Origin of the sequence: Candidatus Kryptonium sp., from assembly GCA_025060635.1 — a bacterium.
Lineage (GTDB): Bacteria > Bacteroidota > Ignavibacteria > Kryptoniales > Kryptoniaceae > Kryptonium.
Genome location: JANXBN010000001.1, coordinates 757282 through 782401, shown reverse-complemented (window position 1 = coordinate 782401; position 25120 = coordinate 757282). Strand labels below are relative to the sequence as shown.

Below are 25120 nucleotides of genomic sequence, written 5' to 3'. Positions count from 1 at the left end.
AATTTCAAGAAAACTTCAACTTGCGGATTTATCAATTATGCCAAGTTTCAGGAGAGCGTCATAAGCTGCGAGTTTTTCTGCCTCTTTTTTGCTCTTGCCTTGACCAATCCCAACAACTTGATCCCCAAGCAAAACCTCAACAGTGAAGGTTCTTTCATGCTCAGGTCCTTCAACTTTGACAACCCTGTAGCTTACATCAAGATTCACCTTATGCGAATACTCAACAAGTATACTCTTATAATGTTCTTTCGTTGATTCGTAAAAATTAGAATCAAACTCCCCGATCAATTCTTTGAAAACGCGAATCAAAAATTTTTTTGCCGTTTCAAAACCAGAATCAAGATAAATCGCTCCAACGATTGCCTCAAATGCGTCAGCAAGCATTGAGTTATATCCTTGCATTAAAGCTCGCCTTGCAGAGTGACTTAACAGGATAAATTCGTCAAGTTTCAAAAGGTAAGCATATTTAATCAAAATTCCTTTGTTTATAATTCGTGACCTTAAACGAGTCAATCTTCCTTCGGTTGCGAAAGGATAAGCATTGTAAAGAAGCTCACCAGCGACAAGATTCAGAATTGAATCGCCAAGAAATTCAAGTCGCTCATTTGATTCTATTTTGATGCCAAATTTTTGCTTTGCAACTGGGACAAAAGACCTATGCGTTAGCGCTTGGATAAAAATATCCCTATCTTTAATTTTCACACCGAGGATTTCCTCAAGTTCCTTAATCTTTTTCTTGCTTATTAAGGTTGAATCCGACTTAATAAAAAGTGAGCGGATCTTTTTTAATATCCTAAACAAATCTTATTCTTCAAACTTTTTGAAAACTATTGAAACATTATGGCCTCCAAAACCAAAAGAATTTGATATTGCTGCTTTAACCTCGCGTTCTATTGCTTGATTTGGAACATAGAAAAGATCGCACTCTGGATCTGGATACTCGTAATTTATCGTTGGATGAATTTTTCCAGTATTTATTGACAAAATCGTTGCAATTGCCTCAACCACTCCAGCAGCACCAAGCAGATGTCCAATCATTGATTTCGTTGAATTTACCGCAAGTTTATAGGCGTGATCGCCAAAAACAGTTTTTATTGCTTGTGTTTCGTTTCTATCGTTTTCTTTTGTTGATGTTCCATGAGCATTAATATAATCAATGTCTTCTGGGACAAGTCCAGCATCTTTGATTGCAAGCGCCATTGACCTTGCAGCGCCCTCGCCGTTTGGAGCTGGTGCGGTTATATGATATGCATCTGCTGTGAGTCCGAAACCTGCAACCTCTGCATAAATTTTCGCTCCGCGGTTCAAAGCATGTTCAAGTGATTCAAGGACTAAAGTCCCAGCACCTTCCCCCATCACAAAACCATCACGCTGAGCATCAAAAGGTCTGCTCGCCTTTTGCGGTTCTTCATTTCTCGTTGAAAGTGCCCTCATTGCATTAAACGAACCAATTCCCATTGGACATATAGCCGCTTCGCTTCCACCAGTTATGACAACATCCGCAAGCCCACGCTCAATTAACATAACAGCATCTGTTATCGCATTAGCTGAACTTGCACAAGCAGAAATAGTAGCATAATTTGGTCCCTTATATCCATACCTTATTGAAATATAACCAGCTGCTATATCAACAATCATCATAGTCACGGTAAATGGGCTTATATGCCTTGGTGTCCCTGTTTTGAAAAATAATTCATGTTGTGTGTGATATGTCCACATTCCACCGATCCCAGAAGAGTAAACAACAGCAACTCTTTCTTTGTCCAATTTTGAATCAGAATTAAGCCCAGCGTCTTGAATAGCCATTTCGGTTGCGGCCATTGCAAACTGAGTAAATATATCCATTCTTTGAGCAAGCTTTTTGTCCATATAATTTGTTGGATCAAAATTCTTTACCTCCGCAGCGAACTTTGTCGCAAAATTTGTTGTATCAAACCTTGTTATGTAATCAACACCGCTTTTCCCTTCAAGAAGGCTTTTCCAATATTCTTCAATAGTTAATCCAACGGGTGATATCACACCCATTCCTGTTACAACAACCCTTTTGCGGTTGGACATAATTTCGGCATTTTTTGTTTTTTATGACGAACAAAAAATTAAAGAAAGGGAGAGACAAATGCTCTCCCATTTTTTCAATTTTACGCTTGTCCAAGTTTTTGCTTTAGATAGTTAATCGCATCTCCAACTGTTCTTATCTTTTCAGCATCTTCATCGGGGACTTGAATACCAAATTCCTTCTCAAATTCCATTACAAGCTCAACTGTGTCAAGTGAATCAGCCCCAAGATCATTAATAAATGACGCCTCTGGAACTACCTTATCCTCGCTAACATTAAGCTTGTTTACAATTATTTGTTTTACCTTTGCTTCAATGTCCATATTGCTTTCCTCCCTTTTATTTTTTGTTTTAGTTTTTGTTTATGAGGTTAATCCACCATCAACAACTATGACTTGACCTGTGATATAGTCAGATTCAGGTGAAGCGAGAAACTTAACGACATAGGCAATTTCTTCTGGTTTTGCTATTCTTCTAGCAGGGATTAATTCAAACAAACGCTTTTTTTGTTCTTCGTTTAATTTCTCTGTCATCTCCGTTTCAACATAACCTGGGGCAACGACATTAACTTGTATATTTCTTGAAGCAACTTCTTTCGCAAGAGCTTTCGTAAAACCAATAATTCCTGCCTTTGAAGCAGCGTAATTTGCCTGTCCTGGGTTTCCGATAAGCCCAACGACCGATGCGATGTTAATTATCTTTCCTGACCTTTGACTTATCATATGTTTGATAACAGCCTTCGTGAAGTTAAAAACTCCTTTCAAGTTAGTATCAATCACATCATCCCATTCATCTTCGGTCATTCTAAGCAAAAGGTTATCTTTAGTAATTCCTGCGTTGTTAATAAGTATATCAATTTTGCCGAAATTTTTCAAGGTTTCTTCAACGACTTTTTGTGCATCTTCAAATTTCGCCGAATCAGCTTGAATTGCGATTGCTTTTGCGTTTTTTGAAATCTCTTGCACGAGCTCCTGCGCTTGTTGAGCTGAACTTTTATAAGTTATCACCACATCACAACCAGATGAAGCAAGGACCTTAGCAATAGCCCTGCCGATCCCTCTTGAACCGCCTGTGACTATAGCAACTTTGTTTTTTAAATCGCTCATTTTTGAATTTCACTGTTTATTTGAACTTTTTGCTTCCAAGATTTGTAAATCTTCAACAATTCTGAATATCCGTCCTCACCTAAAATATAAATAAATTCATTTTTGCAAACTTCAATCACAGGCCCAGCATGATTATGTGTTGCTTTTGTTCCACAATATGGCAAATCTTCAGCGTGTCCATCATCGTAAGTCAAAACTCCCTCAAAAAATGTCAACGGATAAATACAGCAATAAAATGGTTTCAAAGACCATTTATGCATTCCATTTTCTTTTGCGGTTATCTGCAAAACACAATATCCTTCCTTCGTCAAAAAGGCACACTTACCATTATAAACATTTGTCCCAACACATTTGCCTGATGGAAAATCTGGATCATCCCATTCTTCCTTTTCAAACCAAAGTTCAACATCGTGCGGTTGAGTTTCATCCATATATTTCAAAATCAAATCTTTATGTTCAAGTATCTTTTCTCTTTCATTGAGATCAACATAAACTCCCCAATAGCAACAATTTCCATAACATACCGGCACATTACAAAACGGGACAAATCCTGCCGTGAAAACAATTGTATCTATCTTAAAGTTTTTGACTTCAACTATTTCCCGCTCAACCTTAGGGGAGTCTGAATCCATAAATTTCATTCCCCTAAGTTTTTAATATCATCAAACTTATCAAATCCAGATACTTCAGCAGTTGGTGCAATTTTTTTAATCAAACCTTGAAGGACTTTTCCAGGTCCAATTTCATAAAACTTAACTGCTCCATCCGAAACCATGTTCATAACAATTTGAGTCCAAAGGACGGGACTCGTTATTTGGCGATATAGTAGATCTTTTATTTCATTTAGATCAAATGTTGGTTTTGCGGTGACATTGAAATAAACTGGGATGGAGGGTTTATTAAATTTTACTTCATCAAGCGCATTTTTAAGTTCATCTTTGGCGCTTTCCATAAGAGGGGAGTGGAAAGCACCACTTACAACGAGCTCCTTTACAATTTTCGCTCCAGCTTCCTTGGCAAGTTGCATTGCTTTCCTAACTGCATTAACCTCACCAGAGATAACGATTTGTTCAGGTGTGTTAAAATTTGCTGGTTGGACTATTCCATCTTTAACTTCCTCACACACTTGCTTCACTTTTTCCTCATCAAGTCCGATAATAGCGGCCATTGTTCCGGGATTTTGCTCACCTGCTCTCTGCATTAGCTCGCCACGAAGTTTTACGATTTTCAAAGCATCTTCAAAACTTAAGACACCAGCATAAACAAGCGCTGAATACTCACCAAGCGAATGCCCAGCTGCCATATCAGCTTTTATTTTTTCTCCAAGGAGAGTAGAAACAATATAACTATGAACAAAGATCGCTGGTTGAGTGACCTTTGTTTGCTTTAGATCTTCTTCCGGTCCTTCAAAACATATCCGTTTCAGTTCAAATCCAAGTATTTCTTCAGCTTTGTCAAAAATCTCTTTGGCAATTGAGCTATTTTCATACAAATCTTTTCCCATACCGACATATTGAGAAGCTTGCCCCGGAAAAACGAAAGCGATTTTCATTTAGCAGATTCATTTTTTATTTTCAATTCTTCTGGTATTTCAAACCTTCTTGAATCCATCTCCTCACAGTATTTTGCTACATCTGGTCTCGGTTTTGGTGGGTTTGGAAGCGACCATCTCATTAGAACAGCCCCCCAAGTATAACCTGCACCAAATGCGGACATAACAACCCTGTGTCCGGGTTTCAGTTTACCGCATTCCCAATATTCAGACAGGCAAAGTGGAATTGTTGCAGCTGTAGTGTTTCCATATCTATCAATATTTATCATAACTTTAGAAAGATCAAGCCCCATTCTTTCAGCAGTTGCAACAATTATTCTAAGATTTGCTTGATGTGGGACAAGCCAATCAATATCATCACCAGTTAAACCATTTCTTTGAACTATTTCAGCGGAAACATCTGCCATTCCAATCACAGCAACTTTAAAGACAGCTCTTCCATCTTGATAGACATAATGCATTTTCTTATCAACAGTTTCATGGGTCGGTGGATTTAAACTTCCCCCACCGGGCATGTAAAGATATTTTCCCCCTGAACCATCCATATAAAAAATGTGATCAATTATTCCATATTCAGGATCATCCGTGGGCTCAAGCAAAACCGCACCAGCTCCATCACCAAACAAAACACAAGTATTTCTATCCGTATAATCCACAATTGAGCTCATTTTATCGGCGCCAACGACAAGAACCTTTTTATATCTACCTGATTCTATAAATTGGACACCCGTTATTAATGCATAAATAAATCCTGAACAAGCTGCTGAGATATCAAAACCCCATGCCCTTTTCAAGCCAAGTTTCTCTTGAATTACAGCTGCGGTTGAAGGGAAAAACATATCTGGTGTAACAGTTGCAACGATTAAAACTTCAATTTCTTCTGGGGAAACCCCGCTATTTTCAAATAATCTTTTGATTGCCTGAACAGCAAGATCAGATGTCGCTCCTTTTTCAAGTATTCTTCTTTCGCGAATTCCAGTTCTCGCTCTTATCCACTCATCACTTGTATCAACCATTTTTTCAAGATCAAAATTTGAAAGAACTTTTTCAGGGACATAATGCCCGACCGCAGTAATGGTTGCTCTCCGTTGCCCCAATTTCATACCTCCATTTTATGTTTGTAATGCTTTAATGCTTCTTTTATCCTTTGATTGATCTTCTTCTGCACTGTCTCCTCCGCTCTGTAAATCATATTTTTAATCGCAATTGAGCTTGAACTTCCATGACCAATTATTGCAACGCCATTGACACCGAGAAAAGGCACACCACCATATTCTTGATAATCAAATTCTTTTAATGCTTTTCTCAATCCACGCGCAAGAAATCCAAATGTTAATTTTCTGAAAATGTTTTTAACCGCATAATTTCTTAACCTTCTTTTCAAAACCCCAAGGACACTTTCAGCAAACTTTAAAACTATATTTCCAACAAAGCCATCACAAACTATGACATCCGCCTTTCCAAGAAGTATATCACGACCCTCAACATTTCCTATGAAATTAAGTTTACTCTCCGAAAGAAGTTGATATGCTTGTAAAACAGTTTCACTACCTTTTGTTTTTTCCTCGCCGATGTTTAAAAGAGCTACTTTAGGATTTTTCTGTTCCAATATCGTGTTTGAATAAATACTTCCCATAATAGCGAACTCAAACAAATGATGCGGTTTACAATCAACATTTGCACCAACATCCAACATTATACTTTTAGTCCCCGATTCAGTTGGAAATACGCTACCAATTGTTGGTCTTGAAATTCCCTCAATTCTACCAAGAATAAAAGTTGCAGCTGTGAGGACCGCGCCAGTATTTCCCGCACTTGCAAATGCGTCAACCTCACCATCACTATGAAGCTTCATTCCCACGACAATTGATGAATTTTTCTTCTTCCTCAACGCAATGGTTGGAATATCATCCATCTCAATTACTTGAGGTGCATCAACAATTGAAAAATCAAGCCCAGTTGTATCATGTTTTTTCAATTCTTCTTTTATTCTTTTTTCATCCCCAACAAGAACAATTGAAAATCTATTATTTGATTCTCTTAGAGCATTTAACGCACCTTCAATTACAGTCGCTGGTGCGTAATCTCCACCCATAGCATCAACTGCAATTTTAATCTTTTTAGAATTTGAGGCTGACATCCGCAATTATTTTTAGGTTTAAATTAAAAATACTAAATAGGCTGGGGCTTTGATAAAATATCTATCTTACCCCAACCTTTTTAAAAGTTAAAAAATTGACTTTTCTTTACTCCTTTGGAACTATGACGGTTCTACCATGGTAGTATCCGCATTTTGGACAGGCACGATGTGGAAGCTTTGGTTCGTGGCATTGCGGACATTCGCTCAAATTTGGCGCTGTAGGTTTGTAATTTGCTCTTCTCTTATCTCTGCGCGACCTTGAATGTCTTCGCTTTGGATTTGGCATGGTTAAATCACCTCATGATTAATTTTCTGTTTCATTTCCTAAACTTTCTCTTTCCATAAGTTTTAAAAGAGGAGCCCAGCGTGGATCTATCGCCTCAACTTTACAGGTGCATGTTTCAAAGTTTAAATTTTTCCCACATCTTTGACAAAGCCCAAGGCAATCTTCATAACAAAGCAACTTCATGGGAACAGAAAGTAAAACCATCTGTCTAACATCATCCGAGATGTCAATCTCGTTTGTCTCCGGTGTTATCACGACCACTTCTTCAGGTTCATATTTTTTTGACTCTTCTTCGCTATAAACATAATACATCCTGTAACTGTTTTCAAGAACCATATCAAAATCTTCAATACATCTATCACATTGAAACCTTCCAACTGTGTAAACATTAGCTCTTAGAAAGAGCTGTCGCTTTGATTTTTCAAGCGTCGCATCAACATAAACGGGCTTGTTGAATCTTTTTTCATCCAATTCTAAGTCCGATGGTTTCACTATAAATGTATAAAAATGCTCCCCATCGGACAGCTTTGAAATGTTAATCTTCATTAAAGAATTCATCCGTTCTTTATTAAAAATTTTGGTAGAAATATAAACAAAAAAACGCTTATAAGCAAGCCAAAAACGGTAGCAAAAGCCAAAAATAAAAATTTCAAATCAATTTAGCATCATACTATGCTCCCATCTTTGATAACCAATAAGAAAAAACAACTTCCGCTGTCGCTGGTTTGAATTATCCGTCTTTCAAAAATCAATAAAAACGACAACCACACAATTGAAAATTTCAACAATATACTGATAAATTTTTCAACACCATCAAAAATCTATAAATCAAAAAATTTTACACCACTACCAAGATTGACTATTGAAAATTTCAACGGTTGCAAATTTCACATTCGCTCCGCAACGAGAATATAGATTGAAATTCAAGCACAAAAATCTCTCGCCAAACATTGGCACTTTATTTGTGATATAATAAATGTGAAAACAAAAACAAAAATTTGGAGAACATATCATGGTAGCTCTTTTCGTAATAGCAACAATTCTAACTTGCATAGCAATTGACCTTCTAATCCAGAGGGCACATAAAAAGCGGGAGATTTATCAACCACAAGTTATGTTAAGTCCTGAAAGTTTTGTCTTACCCCGTGGCTATTTCTTCAGCAAAGCTCACACATGGCTTGAGCTTCTATTTTCTGGTAAGGTTTATGTCGGAGTTGATGATTTCATTTCAAAAGTGACAGGAAAAATTGATGCTATTGAAGTTCTACCCGTAGGAGAGAAGATCAAAAAAGGAGATCCACTTTTCAAAATTAAACAAGGTGAACGAACTCTTACCTTTATCTCTCCGATTAACGGAAAAATCACGGAAATTAATCCATCAATACTTGAATCACCAGAAACAATTTTAAATGATCCATATTTCAATGGTTGGATTGTTATGATTGAACCTGAAGATGTATCATCGGAGCTAAAAAATCTCTTAATTGGAAACGAAGCCTCGCAATGGTTGAGAAATGAGATAAAAAGATTTAGAGAATTTATAAGTATAGAAGCGCCGAAGTTTTCACCAGAGCCAACGCTTGTGGACGGTGGGCTCGTGATAAAAGGAGTTTTACAAAATGTTGATGAAAAAACTTGGGAAAAATTTGAAAAAGAATTTATTAAACGCATTTAAAAATTAAATCTGGTTTAAAAATGAAATACGGAATTTTAATTGACATAACCAGATGCATAGGCTGTTATGCTTGTGAAGAAGCATGTGCTCAAAGATGGGGTAACCCTATCACAGAAGCTCATAAGCTTTCATCAATTCAAAACACCGCTGTCATAGATTACAATGGGGTTTATGTATCACGACTCTGCATGCATTGTGAAAAACCAACCTGTGCTTCTGCTTGCCCAGTTGGAGCATTTCAAAAAACCAGCCTTGGTCCAGTTATATACGATCCATCAAAGTGCCTCGGTTGCAGATATTGTATGCAAGCTTGCCCATTTGATATACCAAAGTATCAATGGGACAAGCTAAATCCAAAAGTCACAAAATGTGATATGTGTTATGAAAGAATAAAAGCTGGCAATGTCCCGGCTTGTGTTGAAGCTTGTCCAGCCGAAGCAAGAACCTTTGGGAAAAGAGATGAACTAATTGAAGAAGCAAAAAGAAGAATCAATGAAAATCCAGAAACATATTATCCGCACATCTTTGGACTGAAAGAAGCTGGAGGAACTTCAGTGCTTTACCTAGCTGATAGACCTATGCAGAAACTTGGCTTCAAAGCTAACCTTCCAGAAGTTCCGCTTTCTCTATTTACAGAACAAATTATGTCAAAGATCCCGGGTTACATTTTCTGGGGCGGAACATTATTATTCGGAATCTGGTGGATAACAAAGCGTAGAGATGAAGTCCAACGACTTCAAAGAAAACTTAAAGAAATGGAAGAAAACAACAAAAAGGAGAACGGAAAATGAAAATAAAAATCCCTAAACTTACATTCTGGAGCTCGGTTTTCTGGATAATAGTCGCTCTTGGTATTTATTCAACTATACTTCGCTTTACGAAAGGACTTGGCGCTGTTACAAATTTAAGCGACGAGTTCCCCTGGGGTTTATGGATTGGATTTGATGTCCTTTGTGGCGTTGGACTTGCAGCAGGTGGATTTGTCATAGCTGCTGCAGTTTATATTTTCAACCTTGAAGAATATAAATCAATTCTTCCATCCGCAATTTTAACCGCATTTCTCGGATATCTTCTCGTTATCATTGCTCTTCTCTTTGATCTTGGAAAACCATGGAACATATGGCATCCCATAATAATGTGGAACCCAGAATCAGTTATGTTTGAGGTAGCATGGTGTGTTATGCTTTATACAACCGTCCTTGCACTTGAATTTAGTCCGTTCATTTTTCAGAAATTCAAACTTGAAAAACCACAAAAGATAATAAAAAGTTTAACTATCCCCCTAGTCGTTGCAGGTGTTATATTATCAACACTTCACCAATCCTCATTGGGCTCATTATATTTAATCGTTCCAGAAAAACTTTACCCGATCTGGTACTCAAGCAACTTGCCATATCTCTTCTTCCTTTCAGCGGTTGCTGTTGGTCCTGCAATGGTCACAATTGAATCATATTTAAGTTCCAGAGCTTTTAAAAGAGAAATAGAAATTCACATACTCTCAAAGCTAGCAAAAGTCACCGCTGTTGCATTGATGGTTTATCTTGTCTTAAAAATCCAAGACATAATAAAGTATAATCTCTTTAGTTATATCTTCACGCTGAACTATGAAGCGATAATGTTTTGGATTGAGTTTGCGTTTGGAGTAATCTTGCCAATAATACTTCTTGCAAATTCACGGATAAGAAGCAGTAAAAAAGGATTATTTATTGCGCAGCTTATTACAGTCCTCGGCTTTATTCTCAATAGATTAAATGTTAGCATTACGGCGCTTGAAAATTACACGCAAGCTAATTATTTCCCGAAGTGGACTGAAATAACTGTGACTCTTTTCATGGTCGCACTTGGATTTGCTTTGTTTAGATTTATAGCGAAACATTTGCCTATATTTCCACCTGAAGTTAGTGAGAAGAGAAAATTATTAACCGAAGGTTTTGAGGTTATTTCAATAAAAGAAGTCTTTAAAGAGCAAACCTAAAATTAGCTATGCCCAACGGAAAAAACATAAATCAAATAACGGCGATTGATGTCGCCTTGCGATTTATGGAGATTCTTTCAAAGGTTGAGTTTCCCGATGATAGATTCTATACAGCCTCGCATACCTGGATAAAGCCAGAGCCGAATTTAATAACCGTTGGGCTTAGCTCTTCAATTATTTATCTCTTTGCCCCAATAATTGAGTTCATATTTCTTGCTCCCCCATCATCGGTTAAGCAAAACACCCCTTGTGCGTGGGCAATATATAGAGATGGAATTTTAAGAATTCGCTCGCCTATCCAAGGCGAGCTTTTTGAAATAAATAAAACTTTAATAGAACATCCCGATATCGCAAACAAAGACCCATATAATACTGGATGGCTTTTTAAAATAAAAACAACCGAAAAAATCGCTGGACTTCTAACTTATTCGGAATTTTTAGAGTATTATAACTCCAAAATCAAAGAATTTAAGAACGAAATTCTCTCAACGATCACCGAATCTTTTGATCAAGTTTCAATTCCAACGCTTCAAGACGGAGGCAGAGTTATTGAAACAATTAAAGATCTGCTCGGGGCAAAGCGGTATTTTTCCATCATAAATAAAGTATTCAAGATCTGCTAATCTTGTCTATTTTTTGAACATCTTGTGGGGCAAAAATGAAAAGAAAAAACTACTTAACAGAAACATTTGAAAAATCTAACTCAAAAGAAACAAGTTCAAAACTGGCACGAATTTTGAGTTAGAGTGAAATGAAAATAAAATAATTGGCTTAAGACTATAATGAAAATCTTCAAGAGCCTTGCGTTCAAGCTTTTTATTCTTATCTTCTTCCTCGTCCTGGGAATTACTATTGTTTTTTCAACCTTGATTATAGAATGGCAAACGAGGCAATATTTAGAAATATCAAAGGAATACGCCGTAAAAATGAGCGATCTGATAAAGCGTTCAACACACTATAGCATGTTGCGCAATCACAGGGAAGATATTTACCAAATAATAAAAATGCTCGGACAGCAACCTGGAATTGAAGTAATAAGAATATACAATAAAAGAGGCGAAATAACATTTTCAACCATACCTGATGAAGTTGGAAAAGTTATACCTGTTGAAAGCGAAGCTTGCAACATATGCCACTACGATGGAAAAATAAGCATCCCAGCGGAAGCATCTCAATTGACCCGTATATTTAATGCACCAGATGGGCATAAAATACTTGGAGCGATAAATCCGATAAAAAACGAGGAATCATGCTATAACGCCAGCTGCCATGCACATACAAAGGAACAAACGATCCTCGGTGTTTTTGATGTGATGATTTCGCTTAAGGATCTTCACAGAAATACGAAACGATTGGCACAGATTCAATATACAAGCGGAATCATAATGTTTTTCACGATCTCAATTTTCGTGCTTATCTTCATTTGGAAATTCGTGAATGTCCCACTGAAAAAATTAACATATGGGACAACCGAGATAATGAACGGAAATCTTGATTTTAAACTTGATCTTAACTCCAACGATGAGATTGGTTTACTTGCTAAATCCTTCAATGAAATGACTCAAAAACTCAAACAAGCTCACGAAGAACTCTTAAGCTGGGCTAAAACACTTGAGCAAAAAGTAAACGAAAAAACCGCCGAACTCCAAAGAGCTCATGCATATATGCTACAAATTGAGAAAATGGCTTCGCTTGGGAAACTTTCTGCAACAGTTGCGCACGAGCTTAACAATCCACTTGAAGGAATCCTTACCTATGCGAAACTTTTAAAAAGAAAACTTGAAAACGGCAAAATTGGCGAAAGCGAAAAAGAAGAAATTTTGAATGAACTTTCAATAATAATTGATGAAACAGCAAGATGCGGTAACATAGTCAAAAATCTGCTTTTGTTCTCAAAACAAAAAGTAGGTGAATTTAAAAACGAAGATATTTGTCATATAGTAAAAAGAAGCATAGCTTTGATATCTCACCATTTGCAAATGAACAATATAAAACTTGAGATTGATCTTCCTGAGAATCCACTTTTCATTTTCTGCGATTCCCAACAAATTGAACAAATGCTCCTTGCGATGGAGATAAACTCAATTGAAGCGATGCCAAACGGCGGAACTCTCGGGATAAAAGTTAAAGAAATTAACGATAATGAAATTCAAATCAAGATAATTGATACTGGCGTTGGAATACCTGATGAAATTTTACCACATATATTTGAACCATTTTTCACAACGAAAAAAGAAGGTAAAGGAACAGGACTTGGACTTGCAGTCGTGTATGGAATAGTTGAAAGACATGGCGGGAAAATAACCGTTGAATCAAAGGTAAATCATGGAACAACATTTACAATAACATTACCAAAAAAGTCAAACATAAGCCATGACACAGAAATTCAGTATTTTAATCGTTGACGATGAATTCGTAGTTAGGGATTCCCTCTCCAAATGGTTTATGCAAGATGGCTATAAAGTCGGAACAGCGGAAAACGCAGCTCAAGCATTAAAAATGATGAACGAAGGACCTTGGGATATAATTTTTATTGACATTAAAATGCCTGGAATGAACGGCCTTGAACTTCAAAAGAGAATAAAAGAAATTGACCCAAACGCAATAATCATTATAATTACAGCCTTTGCTTCAGTTGACACCGCTGTTCAAGCACTTAAAGAAGGTGCTTATGACTACATTACAAAGCCGATTGACCCAGACTATCTTTCGCATCTTGTCAAGAATGTGCTCAAACATAAAAAACTAACAGATGAGCATATAAAACTGCGCGAGCATATTTCAGAACTTATCATGGGGGAAGAACTTATCGGAGAAAGCCCCCAAATTAAAAAAGTAATTGAACTTGCGAAAACTGTCGCTCCAACAAATACAACTGTAATGATAAGAGGAGAAAGCGGAACAGGAAAAGAACTTGTTGCACGATTAATTCACGCACACAGCCCAAGAAGATATTTCCCATTCGTTTCAGTAAATTGCGGAGCCGTCCCCGATACATTACTTGAAAGCGAACTTTTCGGACATGAAAAAGGCGCCTTCACAGATGCACTCTACAGAAGAAAAGGAAAGTTTGAAATAGCAGACGGCGGAACAATTTTCTTAGATGAGATTGGAACAATAAGCTTAAAAATGCAAATTCAACTCTTGCGAGTCCTTGAAACGAAACAATTCACAAGAATTGGAGGTAATGAAACGATAACGAGTGATTTCAGAGTTATCTGCGCAACAAACTGTAACCTTGAGCAAGCCGTGAAAGAGGGGAAATTTAGAGAAGACCTATATTACCGACTTAATGTATTTACAATTTTCATCCCTCCATTGAGAGAAAGAAGATCCGATATACCATTGATAGCAAATTACTACCTAAAAAAATATGCAACAATGATGCATAAACCGATAACAGAAATTTCGCCAGAAGCAATGGATATGCTGATAAGATACGACTGGCCAGGAAATGTAAGAGAACTCAAAAATGCAATTGAAAGAGCAATGGTTCTTGCAAAACCGCCTGCAATTCTTCCTCAGGATCTGCCCATTCATCCAATTGAAGAAGAACAACCTGAAAATGAAACGCTTGAAGCAGTTGAAAAAGCACACATACTTAAAATTTTAAACAAAACAAATTGGAACATAACACAAGCTGCAAAAATACTTGGCATAGACAGAGTCACGCTTTATAATAAAATTGAAAAATACAATCTGAGAAGAGACAGAAACACTTGAAAATCAATGACTTCCCCGAAATTAAACAAAATCCTTATCGTTCCGATATATCCAGTTGATTTTTCACTCGTGCTTACCCTTGTCCCATCAATCAGAGAAATTTTCAAATGCGATGTTATTCTTGACAATACAAATCATTTGAACCTTTCTTCCGCCTATGACAGCTCTCGTTACCAATTCAATTCAACAAAGATAATTTCAATCCTGTCTGAAAAATTTAACAACTTCAATGGAAAAGTTTTAGGGGTCATCTCAGTTGACTTATTCATTCCTGTCTTAACTTATGTATTTGGTGAAGCACAACTTGGAGGGAAAATTTCTGTAGTTTCAACCTTTAGATTAAATGAAATTGCATATGGCTTCCAAGAGAACAGGAAACTGACAGAAGAACGACTTTTAAAAGAAGCGGTTCACGAACTTGGACATAACTTTGGACTTTTACATTGCGAAAACTATCTATGTGTCATGCACCCATCAACTTCCGTTGAAGAAGTTGATATAAAATCACCTTACTTTTGCAATGATTGCTACGAAAAATTATTTTGGCAAATTTCATCCAAATTCAATGATTATCACGATGGCAAATAAAATTGAATAAATTGTCTCAATCCATCCAAGTCGCTTGAAAATCACCTTACGCTCCAACATAAATGTCCCCATGATTGAATGGATTATCACAGGTAGAAATCCAGCAAATGTCAACCAACCTATTGAACCACGAATGAAAAGCACAATAATAAGAAATAAAATCGCAAGATGATAAGCAAGGTTATATCGCCCTATGAAAATTTTCTCGCCAAATGTAAATTTTTCCTTCTTTGTTGCAAGTGCAGATATTTTCATTCTCACATAAATAATTCCGCTTCCAAAGAACATTAAACATAAAAAGTAAAGATGAAACATCAAGGGATCAAACCGACCAACACCAACATAGTAAGCCGAAGGCGCTGTTAGAACAAGAACACCTGTTGCGAAAATCTGTCCCCCATATGTTTTGTCAAGATTTAATTTAGCAAGATATAGCTGAATTAAAAAAGCCACTACACCGATCCCACCGAAGATAAGCAAACCGTAAAGATTGAAATAAAAAATCAAAATAAGCGACGATATCACAGCAAAAGGTATAAAAATCAAAAATGAACTCATAGCATCCTTAACATTTTCGGAGGAAATTTTCAATCTTGACTTAGCAAGCATCAACGCTGGTTGATAAGAAAGAAAAATAGAAAGAACAGAGACAAGAAAGAGAATTGTTTTTATATCAAACTTACCTCCAACTTTTGCACCTATTAAAAACGGTATAAGCAAAATAGCCCAAGAACCATGTTCTTTTGGAAATATAACCATTGCTCCCCTTAATTAGTTTTTTAAACCTTTCTCGCAATAGCAACAACATTTCTTGATTCCTTCGGATTAAACTCCTCCTTCAAAAGATTCCCAAAAACTTTAACCTCCTTAAATCCAACCATGTTAAGTTTCTTACAAAGATCTTCACTCTTAATTGGCCTTATTCTCGTGGTCAAGAGCTTATACGAATAGTTATTGGTCTTATCAATTATCAAGACATTGAACTTCAAGAAATCTTTTCTTATCTCAAAAACTTTCAAACTCGGGGAACCAATTATTGTTGGCTCAAAATCGTAGAACCTCACGAAAATTTTTTTCGGCGTCTCACGGATATTTATTATCCTTTCCTCAGTTTCCATGATCCTATCATAGTTCAAGATTTGAAGTATTAAAATCCCATTATCTTTTAAAGCATTGTGAAAATTGCGCAAGGCAACAAGCAAATCCCTCTCATTTAGAAGATGTGGTAAAGTGTTACCGAGACACAAAACAAGATCAAAATTCTCTCTGTATTTATCTTTTATCGTAGAAAAGTCAAGAACCTCAAACTTTGATGGCACGCCAAACATTTGACTAAAAGACTTGGCCTTTTCAATCATTGACATTGAAACATCTATCCCAACGACATCAACCCCAAGTTTTGAAAGAATTATTGAATGAAGTCCTATTCCACACCCCGCATCAAGACATTTTTTAATTTTATATTCTTCAACGATCGCTGAAAAAATTTCAATCTCACTTTCTATCTTTTCCGAAAATTCAATCATATCTCCATAATCTTCCGAAAGCTCATCGTAAAATTCAGTAATTGATTGAACCTTCCCGTATGTCTCAAATTTCCCATTTTCTGCCAATTTCTAATTAACAATTGATTAGTTTCAAAAAATTTTTCAACAACATCCACCAGCTTCTTTTATTCCTTCATAAAATTTAGCATCTTCAACTGCTTCCTTTATCATGTCAACGGTTGGCGCGCTGTAAAACTTCTCACCAACTTTATATAGCCGACACACAAGCCCATAATTCCCATTATCAATATAAGATGAATCAACATCCACACCATTTATTCTTATCGTCGGTGAGCCAGGAAATTTATATTTCAATGCCTCCTCTTCCGTTTTTAACTCAATTTCCTCAATATGATAATGCTTTATCTTTGACTTTTCTATAGCTTCAAATAAATTCTTTCGCGCAAGTTCAAGATTTGGGCAACCTGAAAAGTAAAGCAATTGAATTTTCATATACCGACAGCTGATTTATCGTTTTTTCTATCTTAAAAAGATTTTTTAAATTTTTCAAAAACCTAACCAAAACCTGAATCAACGAAAAATGAGAAACATTTTACATTTACTTTTCACTCTGATTCTATTCGGATGTGCTGTGCAAATTCCACCCTCTGGCGGTCCACCAGATACAGAACCACCAAAGATAATTAAGACTTATCCACAGAATGGCGCTCTTAATTTCAGAGACAATCACATTGAAGTTGAATTTAACGAATATGTTGACAAACGCTCCGTTCAAGAAGCGATTTATATATCCCCTTACATCACTGGTGAAGTTCAATATAAATGGTCTGGAAGAAAATTAAGGATCAATTTCCCCGGAAAACTTAAAGATAACACAACTTATGTTGTAACTTTCGGAACTGAGATTAGAGATTTAAATGCTGGAAACAAAATGAAAGAATCTTTCACACTTGCGTTTTCAACTGGTTCGGAAATTGATTCAGGATCAATTGAAGGCAAAATCTTCGCACAGAAGGAAAATTTTATGGTCTTCGCATATCGGATTAACGATATAAATCCAGACACACTTACGCCAATTCGCACAAAGCCAGATTATGTAACTCAAGCAGGAAAAGATGGGACTTTCAGATTTCAATTTATAAAATTTGGAAAATATAGATTATTTGCAATAAACGATAAAATAAAAAATCTACTCTATGATCCAAGCGAAGATGAATACGGTCTTTTCTGGGAAGATATTGAAATCAGTAAGCAAAGACCAGTTGCTTCAAACATACTTTTCAAGACAACGATTGAAGACACAAGTCAACCCTTTATTTCATCGTCAAATGTAGTTGACAATCTTCATATACTTTTGAAATTTTCGGAAAAAATTAATCCAGAAAAAGCAATAATAAAAGTTCTAAAAAATAATCAAGAAACGCTTTCACTAATACCGCAGATTTACCCTGATAGCACAAAATTGATCTTAATTTTGCAAGAACAGATTAACACAACAAACAAATACAATCTTTTGATATCAGGAATCAAAGATCTTTCAGGGAATGAAATCAGTTTATACACGATTGAAATTTCAAATAACCTCCCTCCAGATACAACCCCACCATCTTTGATTTTTTCATCACCATCACAAAACGAAAACGATGTAACTCTTAAGCCAGAAATAAAACTATTCTACGATGACATTATAAACAACACACCTGATGTTAAACTTATTGACTCATCAGGAAACGAAACCAAAATTAAAATTGAAAAAAATTTAAACAAGCTCACGATTTATCCTGAAAACCAGCTAAAATCCAATGAGCTTTACACACTCATCGTTTCAAATCTTCGCGATATTAGTAACAATATTCAAAAAGATACATTAAAAGTGGTTTTTAGAACGGTTGATCCATTAATCTTCGGTGGAATAGAAGGAAGCGTAGCTTGCGAAGATACTGTTTCACAAATTATAATCATTGCAACGGAAACCTCAAGGAAAAAAAATTTTACTACAAAAGCAAAATGTAACTCAAAATTCACAATTGATCAGATTCCCCAAGGTAAATATCTAATTGAGGCATTTATTGATTCAAATGGGAACGGTAAGTATGACTATGGAAAAGTTTTCCCGTTTCTACCTCCTGAAAAATTTACAACTTACCAAGACACCGTAAAAGTCAGAGCAAGATGGACAACTGAAAATATAAACATAAAATTTTAATCAAAAACTATCATACACTTTAAAGATTCACCTGCACTTGCAGTTAGCAAGAAGGCATCTAATGTTTTCTCTATGCTAAATCTATGAGTTACAAAGTTTTCAGCTTTTATAACTCCTTTGCTTATTAAATTCAGCGCCTCGCTCGTATCATCTGGACCAGCAGAATAACTTGGAATTATTGTAATTTCATTAAAATAAATATCATGTGGTTTTATTTCAATTTTTGCATCCTCAGGCGTTGGCGTGAATAAAACAAGTTTCCCACCCCTTGCGACAAGCTCAAGTCCTGAATAAATCGCTTCAACTGTTCCTGGACCAACTATAACGACATCCGTTCCGTAGCCATTTGTGATCTCAAAAACTTTTTCCTTCACATTTTCAAAAGTAAAGTCAAATACATAATCCGCACCGTTCTCAATTGCTTTCTCAAGCCGATATTTTACTTTATCTATCCCTATTACAATTTCAGCACCGTAAAATTTTGCAAGTTTAACATTTACCTGCCCCATAAATCCAAGCCCAAGAACTGCGACATAATCTCCGCTTTTTAACCCAGACCTTTTAAACGCCTTAACAGAACATGCCACTGGCTCAACAAGCGCACCATCTTCAAATGAAACATCATCAGGTAATTTCAAAGTATCATTTCTTAAATTAACAGCAGGAACTTTAACAAACTCAGATACTCCACCTGGAATTATTTTAGAGTTTCTCCACACATCACACATTACATAATTTCCCTTTTTACAATATCTGCAGTTCATACATGGCGCATGATGATGAACGAAGACCCTATCACCAGGCTTAAAATTTAAAACTCTCTTTCCAACTTCAACAACGACACCTGAAAACTCATGCCCAATAACAAGCGGTGCTTTTCTTTTTATATACCATTTCATCACATCACCAGAGCAAATTCCACACGCCTTTACTTTAATTAGCATCTCATCTTCCCCGATTTCAGGTATAGGAACATCTTCTATCCTTATATCACCAAAATCATACAACTTTGCAACTTTCATTTAGCGATACAAATTTTGTTAAAATTTTAATTTTGAATAATTTAGCGATGAAAAATCCACATTCAAAATTTATATAACAAAGATAACAACAAGATGGGCAAAGAATATGTTGTTGTGGTTGATAAATTTAATCGTAAGCTCAAAATAATGGAAAAACTAAAAGCACACAAAGAAGGTGTGCTTCATCGCGCTTTTTCAATTTTTATTTTTGATAAAAACGGCAATCTAATTTTACAACAAAGAGCGGAAAACAAATATCATTCACCCCTTCTGTGGAGCAATACCTGTTGTGGGCATCCAAGACCCGGCGAAAGCTTCAAAACCGCAGCAAAGAGAAGATTATTAGAGGAACTCGGAATAAAATGCGAAATCAACAAATTTGGAATAATCAAATATAAACTAAATGTTGGTGATTTAATTGAACATGAGTATAACACGCTTTTCTACGGATTTTACGATGGACCGATAAAACCAGATTTAACTGAAGTTGCAAATGTAAAACATGAAAAACTTGATTTTCTTTTCTCTGATATAAAACAAAATCCAAACTTATACACACCTTGGTTTCGCTTGATCCTTGAAGAATATTCAGAAAAACTTATCGGAATCATTCAAAAATTAAACCGATAACAAAATTCGCCGCAATACTAAGAATCCAGTTACTATTTTTCAGCTTGCTCACAAAGAGCTTCAAATTCCCCAACTACCTTACGATACCTGAATTCAAGGTTAAGTGTAGAAAATAGTTTTTAATTTTTCATAAATTAATAACAGAGTTTAAAATTTACTTGCCGATCTGCGTATGCTCATAAAAGACAAATTTTCAATTACTGACCTTGAGATAGCAACTGGCATAAAATCTCATACCATAAGGATATGGGAAAAAAGATATAAACTACTTAATCCAAGGCGCGGGAAACGAAACATCAGATATTATAACATCAATGATTTCAGGAAATTTTTAAACATAGCGACACTCTACCATCAAGGTTTAAAAATTTCTAAGATAGCCCAACTATCAAGAAAACCATTGAAACAAAAAATAGATGAAATAGCAAAAGAAGATCTGATTGACATACAGAAAAATTTAGAAACCACCAAAATAAAAATTATATCAAGCATCATTGAACTAAACATCAGCGAACTTAACAGAATAATTGATGAAACAATAAACATCTACGGTTTTGAAACCACTTTTGAAAAAGTTCTTATACCGGTGCTTGAAAAAATCGGATTGTTTTGGCAATCAGAAACAATATGTGCTGGACAAGAACACTTATTTTCAAACATAATACGAGACAAAATTATAAAACTTGAAAAAGAAAACATCCCCGCGGACAATCCAAGAACATTTTTGTTGTTTTTATGGGAAGATGAACTTCACGAAATTGGTCTGTTATTTGCAAGATTTATAATAAAATCATATGGACATAAAGTAATATACCTCGGTCAAGCAACCCCGATTAAGGATGTAATTCTAATATCTCAAAAAATATCAGAAATAGATTATGTTTTAACCTCTTTCGTTTCGCCAATGGAGCAATGCTTGCTCAAAAAGAAAATAAAAAGCTTGCTTAATTCAACTAAGAAATCAATCATAGTTATAGGGAAACAAGCAAAAAATCTAAAATTAGAGGGACTTCCTAATCTATATATCTTTGTGGACATCTCGGACTTCAAAAATTTTATCGCCAACCTTAAATAAAACCCCAATTTGTATTTTGTTTAACAAAGTTTTATATTTAGTTAAACAAAATTCGCATTTACTTTTGCACTATGGATATAGTAATTATTGGTTCTGGTTTCTCGGGACTTGCCTCCTCAGCTATTTTAGCTAGCGCTGGATATAAAGTAAAAGTTTTTGAAAAAAACTCTATACCCGGAGGCAGGTCAAGATATTTAAGTTTCAATGGATTCAATTTTGATATGGGTCCGACTTGGTATTGGATGCCAGATGTGTTTGAAAGATTTTTCAATAGGTTCGGCAAAACGACATCTGATTTTTATAAATTAATTAGATTAAATCCATCTTATAGAGTTTACTTTGCTGAAAATGATTATGTGGATTTACCAGCTGAGTTTGAAGGAATAATCCAACTATTTGAAAAATTAGAACCAGGTTCAAGCCAGAAATTAGTTGAATTCATTAATGAATCGGAAGAAAAATACCAATTAAGCACTTCAAAATTTATTTACTATCCAAACTTAAAATTGTCGGAATATCTAAACCTTGAATTCATATCAAACGCCGCGAAACTTAACCTTTTCCAAAAGTTCGGGAAATATATCCGAAATAATTTCAAAAATGAAAAAATTATAAGCATTCTTCGCTTTCCTCTTATTTTTCTCGGTGGCAATCCATATGAGCTGCCAGCTTTATATTCTATTATGAACTACGCAGATATCAAATTGGGAACTTGGTATCCGATCGGCGGTTTTAGAAAGGTTGTTGAGGCAATGTATAATCTCGCTCTCTCAAATGGAGTTGAGTTTTATTTTAATTCACCGATTGAAAAAATAATAGTGGACAACGGAAAAGCAAAGGGTGTGATAGTAGAAGGTGAAAAAATAAAAGCTGATGTAATAATAGCGACATCAGATTATTATCACTCTGAAAAGTTATTGCCACCAGAGTATAGAAATTATTCCGAGAGATATTGGGAGAGTAGAAAATTTACTCCGTCGGCGATTTTATTTTATATTGGATTAAGCAAAAAACTATCAAATCTTCCACATCATGTTTTATTTTTTGATGAAGAATTTGAGGCACACATAGATAGCATTTACAAAGAAAAGGCTTTCCCGCAAAAGCCACAGGTCTATATCAATATACCGTCAATTACCGAACCAGAATTAGCACCTCCAGACAAAGAGTGTTTATATATTTTCATACCCGTTCCATCAGGACTTTACGAAAATGAAGAAATTAAGGAAAACTATCTTAATTATGCGATAGAAAAGTTTGAGAAATTAACTGGTGAAAAAATAAAAAGTTCTATTGAATTTGTAATTTCCTACGGACCGAGCGATTTCGTAAAAGATTACAACGCTTATAAGGGGAATTGCTATGGATTAGCAAACACACTTTTACAAACAGCTATCTTGAAACCCAAAATAAGAAATAGAAAACTTAAAAATTTATTTTATGCTGGACACTTAACAGTCCCAGGTCCTGGAGTCCCACCAGCCATAATTTCTGGAACCATTGTTTCTGATTTCATAATAAAAAATAAAGGTCAAATATGAACTATCGTGAAATTTACGATAGATTTTGCAACAATTGTAGTAAGACAATTACTAATTTGTATAGTACTTCATTCTCAATAGGGATATATTTGCTAAATAAAAAGATAAGGCAAGATATATACGCAATTTATGGATTCGTAAGATTGGCTGATGAAATCGTTGATACTTTTCATGATAAAGATAAAGTTAAACTTCTAAACGAATTTAAAAAGCAAACATACCAAGCGATCTCAGATGGATTCAGCCTGAATCCAATACTGCATAGTTTTCAAGCGACAGTGAATAAGTATAAAATAAACCAAGATCTCATAGAAGCATTTTTCAAGAGCATGGAAATGGATATTTACATGAATGAATATAACGATAAGGAACTAAAGCAATATATTTACGGATCGGCAGAAGTAGTTGGGCTCATGTGCTTGGCTGTTTTTACAAACGGACATAAAAAACTGTACGAGGAACTCAAAGATTATGCAATCAAACTTGGATCAGCTTTTCAGAAGGTGAATTTTCTGCGAGATTTAAGATACGATAACATTGTCCTCAATAGGCGATATTTCAACGGATTAGATCTAAAAAATATCTCGCAAAGCCAGATGCAAATGATAATAGACGATATTAAAAACGAATTAGACTTTTCACTAAAAGGTATCAAAAGATTGCCATCAAGTGCTAAATTAGGCGTCTTCGTTGCGTATCTTTATTATAAATCTTTGTTGAACAAAATTAAAAAGACGCCAATTGAAGTATTTAAAACGAAAAGAATAAGAATTTCAAATCTAAAAAAACTTGCTATTGCTTTGATGGCTATCGTTAAAAATAAAATTTTTAAGATGTGAGACGATTACTCTTCATACCATTTAACCTGCTATCTCATGTTGGAAGATGCACAACATTGGCAAAATCCCTGGGGAATGAATTAGAAATAGTTTTTTTGGTAAGTCCAAATTATGCCAAATTTGTTGAAAATCATGGTTTTACATATCACCTTAACTCAAATGATGAAGAAGATCTGCTGAAAAGGATCAAACAATTTGACTTCTCATGGATAGACGAAGAAAACATAAAACTTAATTTTTCCAGATTGATAAAAAATTTGGAAAAAATCAAACCAGACATAGTGGTTTCCGACTCAAATATCTTCGCTTCGTTGGCTTGTGAATATCTTAATATACCACATATATCGCTTGTCAACACATATATGACACGGTACTATAACGAAAGACACACGGATTTATCTTATTTAAATTTCGCCCTTAAAGTATTTCTCAAAATACTATTTAAGCTAATTCCAGAAGAAAAAAGAAATTACATACTTTCAACAGGGGAAAACATCTTTTTGAAGAAATTCCACTCACCTTTTAATATCGTAAGAAAAGAGCTTAAACTAACAACCAAAGATCATCTTTTTGAAGAGTATGAAGGAGAAACGGTCTTTCTACTAGACCCAAAGGAAATTTTCCCAATAGAAGAAAATCACAAAGTCAAAATTATCGGTCCTGTTTATTATGACCTCAATGTTCAAGACAATGACAATCTCCCCACATTTAGTGATAGCAAACCAAACATTGCTATAACACTCGGAAGTAGCGGTGATTTGAAAAAATTTTTATTCATTGAAAAGCTAAATCTAAGTGAAAAATTTAATGTTATTTTACTTGGCGATTTAGCCTGTCGCCTAAATATAGATCAAGCACAAAAATTTAGATATGTAAACATAAGTAAAATATCCAACGCAATAGATGTTGTCATATGCCACGGTGGCAACGGAACTGTTTATTCTTTTTTAAGAAGTGGAGTTCCGTCAATAATGATCCCAAGCCATATTGAGCAATACTGGTTTTCATATCAAATTCAAAAATTTGGTCTTGGTGAGATCTACAGAAACGATAAATCCATTATAGATATACTTGAAAAGTGGATAGCCGTAAGACGAAGCGGATTGCTAACAGAAATGTCAGATCTTTTTGATGTGAATAAATCAATAACGAAATTCAAAAGTTATCTTTCTGAATTCATCAAAAATAAATTCAACTAA

Annotated in this window: 27 protein-coding genes; 13 read left to right on the top strand and 14 right to left on the bottom strand. The window is 35.3% G+C overall.

Going from position 1 to position 25120, the window contains the following annotated elements:
* Positions 1 to 15: 15 nt before the first annotated feature.
* The 10 genes from rnc to NZ923_03735 form a co-directional block, all read right to left on the bottom strand.
* Positions 16 to 801, bottom strand: a complete 786-nt coding sequence (gene rnc / locus NZ923_03780; GenBank protein ID MCS7229141.1) for a ribonuclease III — start codon at positions 799 to 801, stop codon at positions 16 to 18.
* A 3-nt stretch (positions 802 to 804) separates the two neighbouring features.
* Entirely contained in the window at positions 805 to 2058 is a 1254-nt protein-coding gene (gene fabF / locus NZ923_03775; GenBank protein ID MCS7229140.1) for a beta-ketoacyl-ACP synthase II, read from the bottom strand.
* 80 nt (positions 2059 to 2138) lie between these two features.
* Positions 2139 to 2378 (bottom strand): acyl carrier protein, encoded by a 240-nt coding sequence (locus tag NZ923_03770; GenBank protein ID MCS7229139.1) that lies wholly within the window; start codon positions 2376 to 2378, stop codon positions 2139 to 2141.
* Between the two features lie 39 nt (positions 2379 to 2417).
* A complete protein-coding gene (gene fabG / locus NZ923_03765) occupies positions 2418 to 3161 on the bottom strand; it encodes a 3-oxoacyl-[acyl-carrier-protein] reductase (protein ID MCS7229138.1) in 744 nt (247 codons plus the stop codon).
* Complete coding sequence (locus tag NZ923_03760) at positions 3158 to 3793, bottom strand: DUF3109 family protein (GenBank protein ID MCS7229137.1); 636 nt, start codon at positions 3791 to 3793, stop codon at positions 3158 to 3160. Before NZ923_03760 ends, fabG begins: the two co-directional genes overlap by 4 nt.
* Positions 3794 to 3798: 5 nt before the next feature.
* Positions 3799 to 4713 (bottom strand): ACP S-malonyltransferase, encoded by a 915-nt coding sequence (gene fabD, locus NZ923_03755; protein MCS7229136.1) that lies wholly within the window; start codon positions 4711 to 4713, stop codon positions 3799 to 3801.
* The gene (locus NZ923_03750; GenBank protein MCS7229135.1) at positions 4710 to 5816 is read right to left on the bottom strand and encodes a ketoacyl-ACP synthase III; all 1107 of its coding nucleotides are present in this window, start codon (positions 5814 to 5816) and stop codon (positions 4710 to 4712) included. The genes fabD and NZ923_03750 overlap by 4 nt, the downstream gene beginning before the upstream one ends.
* On the bottom strand, positions 5813 to 6853 hold the full coding sequence (gene plsX / locus NZ923_03745) for a phosphate acyltransferase PlsX (GenBank protein MCS7229134.1): 1041 nt from the start codon (positions 6851 to 6853) through the stop codon (positions 5813 to 5815). The genes NZ923_03750 and plsX overlap by 4 nt, the downstream gene beginning before the upstream one ends.
* Positions 6854 to 6959: 106 nt before the next feature.
* The gene (gene rpmF / locus NZ923_03740) at positions 6960 to 7139 is read right to left on the bottom strand and encodes a 50S ribosomal protein L32 (GenBank protein MCS7229133.1); all 180 of its coding nucleotides are present in this window, start codon (positions 7137 to 7139) and stop codon (positions 6960 to 6962) included.
* Positions 7140 to 7157: 18 nt separating this feature from the next.
* Positions 7158 to 7685, bottom strand: coding sequence for a DUF177 domain-containing protein (locus tag NZ923_03735; GenBank protein ID MCS7229132.1), 528 nt, complete (start codon positions 7683 to 7685; stop codon positions 7158 to 7160).
* A 466-nt stretch (positions 7686 to 8151) separates the two neighbouring features.
* Here NZ923_03735 and NZ923_03730 point away from each other — a divergent pair, with 466 nt between their 5' ends.
* From NZ923_03730 to NZ923_03700, 7 genes are all read left to right on the top strand, one after another.
* The gene (locus NZ923_03730; GenBank protein ID MCS7229131.1) at positions 8152 to 8814 is read left to right on the top strand and encodes a hypothetical protein; all 663 of its coding nucleotides are present in this window, start codon (positions 8152 to 8154) and stop codon (positions 8812 to 8814) included.
* A gap of 20 nt (positions 8815 to 8834) precedes the next feature.
* Positions 8835 to 9605 (top strand): 4Fe-4S dicluster domain-containing protein, encoded by a 771-nt coding sequence (locus tag NZ923_03725; GenBank protein ID MCS7229130.1) that lies wholly within the window; start codon positions 8835 to 8837, stop codon positions 9603 to 9605.
* Positions 9602 to 10789, top strand: coding sequence for a Ni/Fe-hydrogenase cytochrome b subunit (gene hybB, locus NZ923_03720; GenBank protein MCS7229129.1), 1188 nt, complete (start codon positions 9602 to 9604; stop codon positions 10787 to 10789). The genes NZ923_03725 and hybB overlap by 4 nt, the downstream gene beginning before the upstream one ends.
* Positions 10790 to 10797: 8 nt before the next feature.
* Positions 10798 to 11412, top strand: coding sequence for a hypothetical protein (locus tag NZ923_03715; protein ID MCS7229128.1), 615 nt, complete (start codon positions 10798 to 10800; stop codon positions 11410 to 11412).
* Between the two features lie 159 nt (positions 11413 to 11571).
* Positions 11572 to 13194 carry an ATP-binding protein gene (locus NZ923_03710; GenBank protein ID MCS7229127.1) on the top strand — a complete coding sequence of 541 codons (1623 nt, stop codon included), beginning with the start codon at positions 11572 to 11574 and terminating at the stop codon, positions 13192 to 13194.
* On the top strand, positions 13163 to 14512 hold the full coding sequence (locus tag NZ923_03705) for a sigma-54 dependent transcriptional regulator (GenBank protein MCS7229126.1): 1350 nt from the start codon (positions 13163 to 13165) through the stop codon (positions 14510 to 14512). The genes NZ923_03710 and NZ923_03705 overlap by 32 nt, the downstream gene beginning before the upstream one ends.
* Before the next feature lie 6 nt (positions 14513 to 14518).
* Complete coding sequence (locus tag NZ923_03700) at positions 14519 to 15100, top strand: archaemetzincin family Zn-dependent metalloprotease (protein MCS7229125.1); 582 nt, start codon at positions 14519 to 14521, stop codon at positions 15098 to 15100.
* On the opposite strand, the gene NZ923_03695 is transcribed toward NZ923_03700, so the two are convergent.
* Genes NZ923_03695 through NZ923_03685 form a run of 3 tightly spaced genes read right to left on the bottom strand, consistent with a single transcriptional unit; the run spans position 15065 to position 17100 of the window.
* Positions 15065 to 15859: a YwiC-like family protein gene (locus NZ923_03695; protein ID MCS7229124.1), complete on the bottom strand. Its 795-nt coding sequence runs from the start codon at positions 15857 to 15859 to the stop codon at positions 15065 to 15067. The two genes, NZ923_03700 and NZ923_03695, sit on opposite strands and share 36 nt — an antisense overlap.
* A 20-nt stretch (positions 15860 to 15879) precedes the next feature.
* Entirely contained in the window at positions 15880 to 16713 is an 834-nt protein-coding gene (locus NZ923_03690) for a class I SAM-dependent methyltransferase (GenBank protein ID MCS7229123.1), read from the bottom strand.
* A gap of 36 nt (positions 16714 to 16749) precedes the next feature.
* Complete coding sequence (locus NZ923_03685; GenBank protein ID MCS7229122.1) at positions 16750 to 17100, bottom strand: DUF2703 domain-containing protein; 351 nt, start codon at positions 17098 to 17100, stop codon at positions 16750 to 16752.
* A gap of 139 nt (positions 17101 to 17239) precedes the next feature.
* Here NZ923_03685 and NZ923_03680 point away from each other — a divergent pair, with 139 nt between their 5' ends.
* Entirely contained in the window at positions 17240 to 18814 is a 1575-nt protein-coding gene (locus tag NZ923_03680) for an Ig-like domain-containing protein (GenBank protein ID MCS7229121.1), read from the top strand.
* On the opposite strand, the gene NZ923_03675 is transcribed toward NZ923_03680, so the two are convergent.
* Entirely contained in the window at positions 18811 to 19836 is a 1026-nt protein-coding gene (locus tag NZ923_03675) for a zinc-dependent dehydrogenase (GenBank protein ID MCS7229120.1), read from the bottom strand. The two genes, NZ923_03680 and NZ923_03675, sit on opposite strands and share 4 nt — an antisense overlap.
* A gap of 93 nt (positions 19837 to 19929) precedes the next feature.
* On the opposite strand from NZ923_03675, the gene idi reads away from it, so the two are divergent.
* From idi to NZ923_03650, 5 genes are all read left to right on the top strand, one after another.
* Positions 19930 to 20466, top strand: a complete 537-nt coding sequence (idi, locus tag NZ923_03670) for an isopentenyl-diphosphate Delta-isomerase (protein ID MCS7229119.1) — start codon at positions 19930 to 19932, stop codon at positions 20464 to 20466.
* A gap of 172 nt (positions 20467 to 20638) precedes the next feature.
* Positions 20639 to 21541, top strand: coding sequence for a MerR family transcriptional regulator (locus tag NZ923_03665; GenBank protein MCS7229118.1), 903 nt, complete (start codon positions 20639 to 20641; stop codon positions 21539 to 21541).
* A 71-nt stretch (positions 21542 to 21612) separates the two neighbouring features.
* Entirely contained in the window at positions 21613 to 23082 is a 1470-nt protein-coding gene (gene crtI / locus NZ923_03660) for a phytoene desaturase family protein (GenBank protein MCS7229117.1), read from the top strand.
* Positions 23079 to 23921, top strand: a complete 843-nt coding sequence (locus NZ923_03655; protein ID MCS7229116.1) for a phytoene/squalene synthase family protein — start codon at positions 23079 to 23081, stop codon at positions 23919 to 23921. The genes crtI and NZ923_03655 overlap by 4 nt, the downstream gene beginning before the upstream one ends.
* Positions 23922 to 23977: 56 nt before the next feature.
* Complete coding sequence (locus tag NZ923_03650; GenBank protein ID MCS7229115.1) at positions 23978 to 25120, top strand: hypothetical protein; 1143 nt, start codon at positions 23978 to 23980, stop codon at positions 25118 to 25120.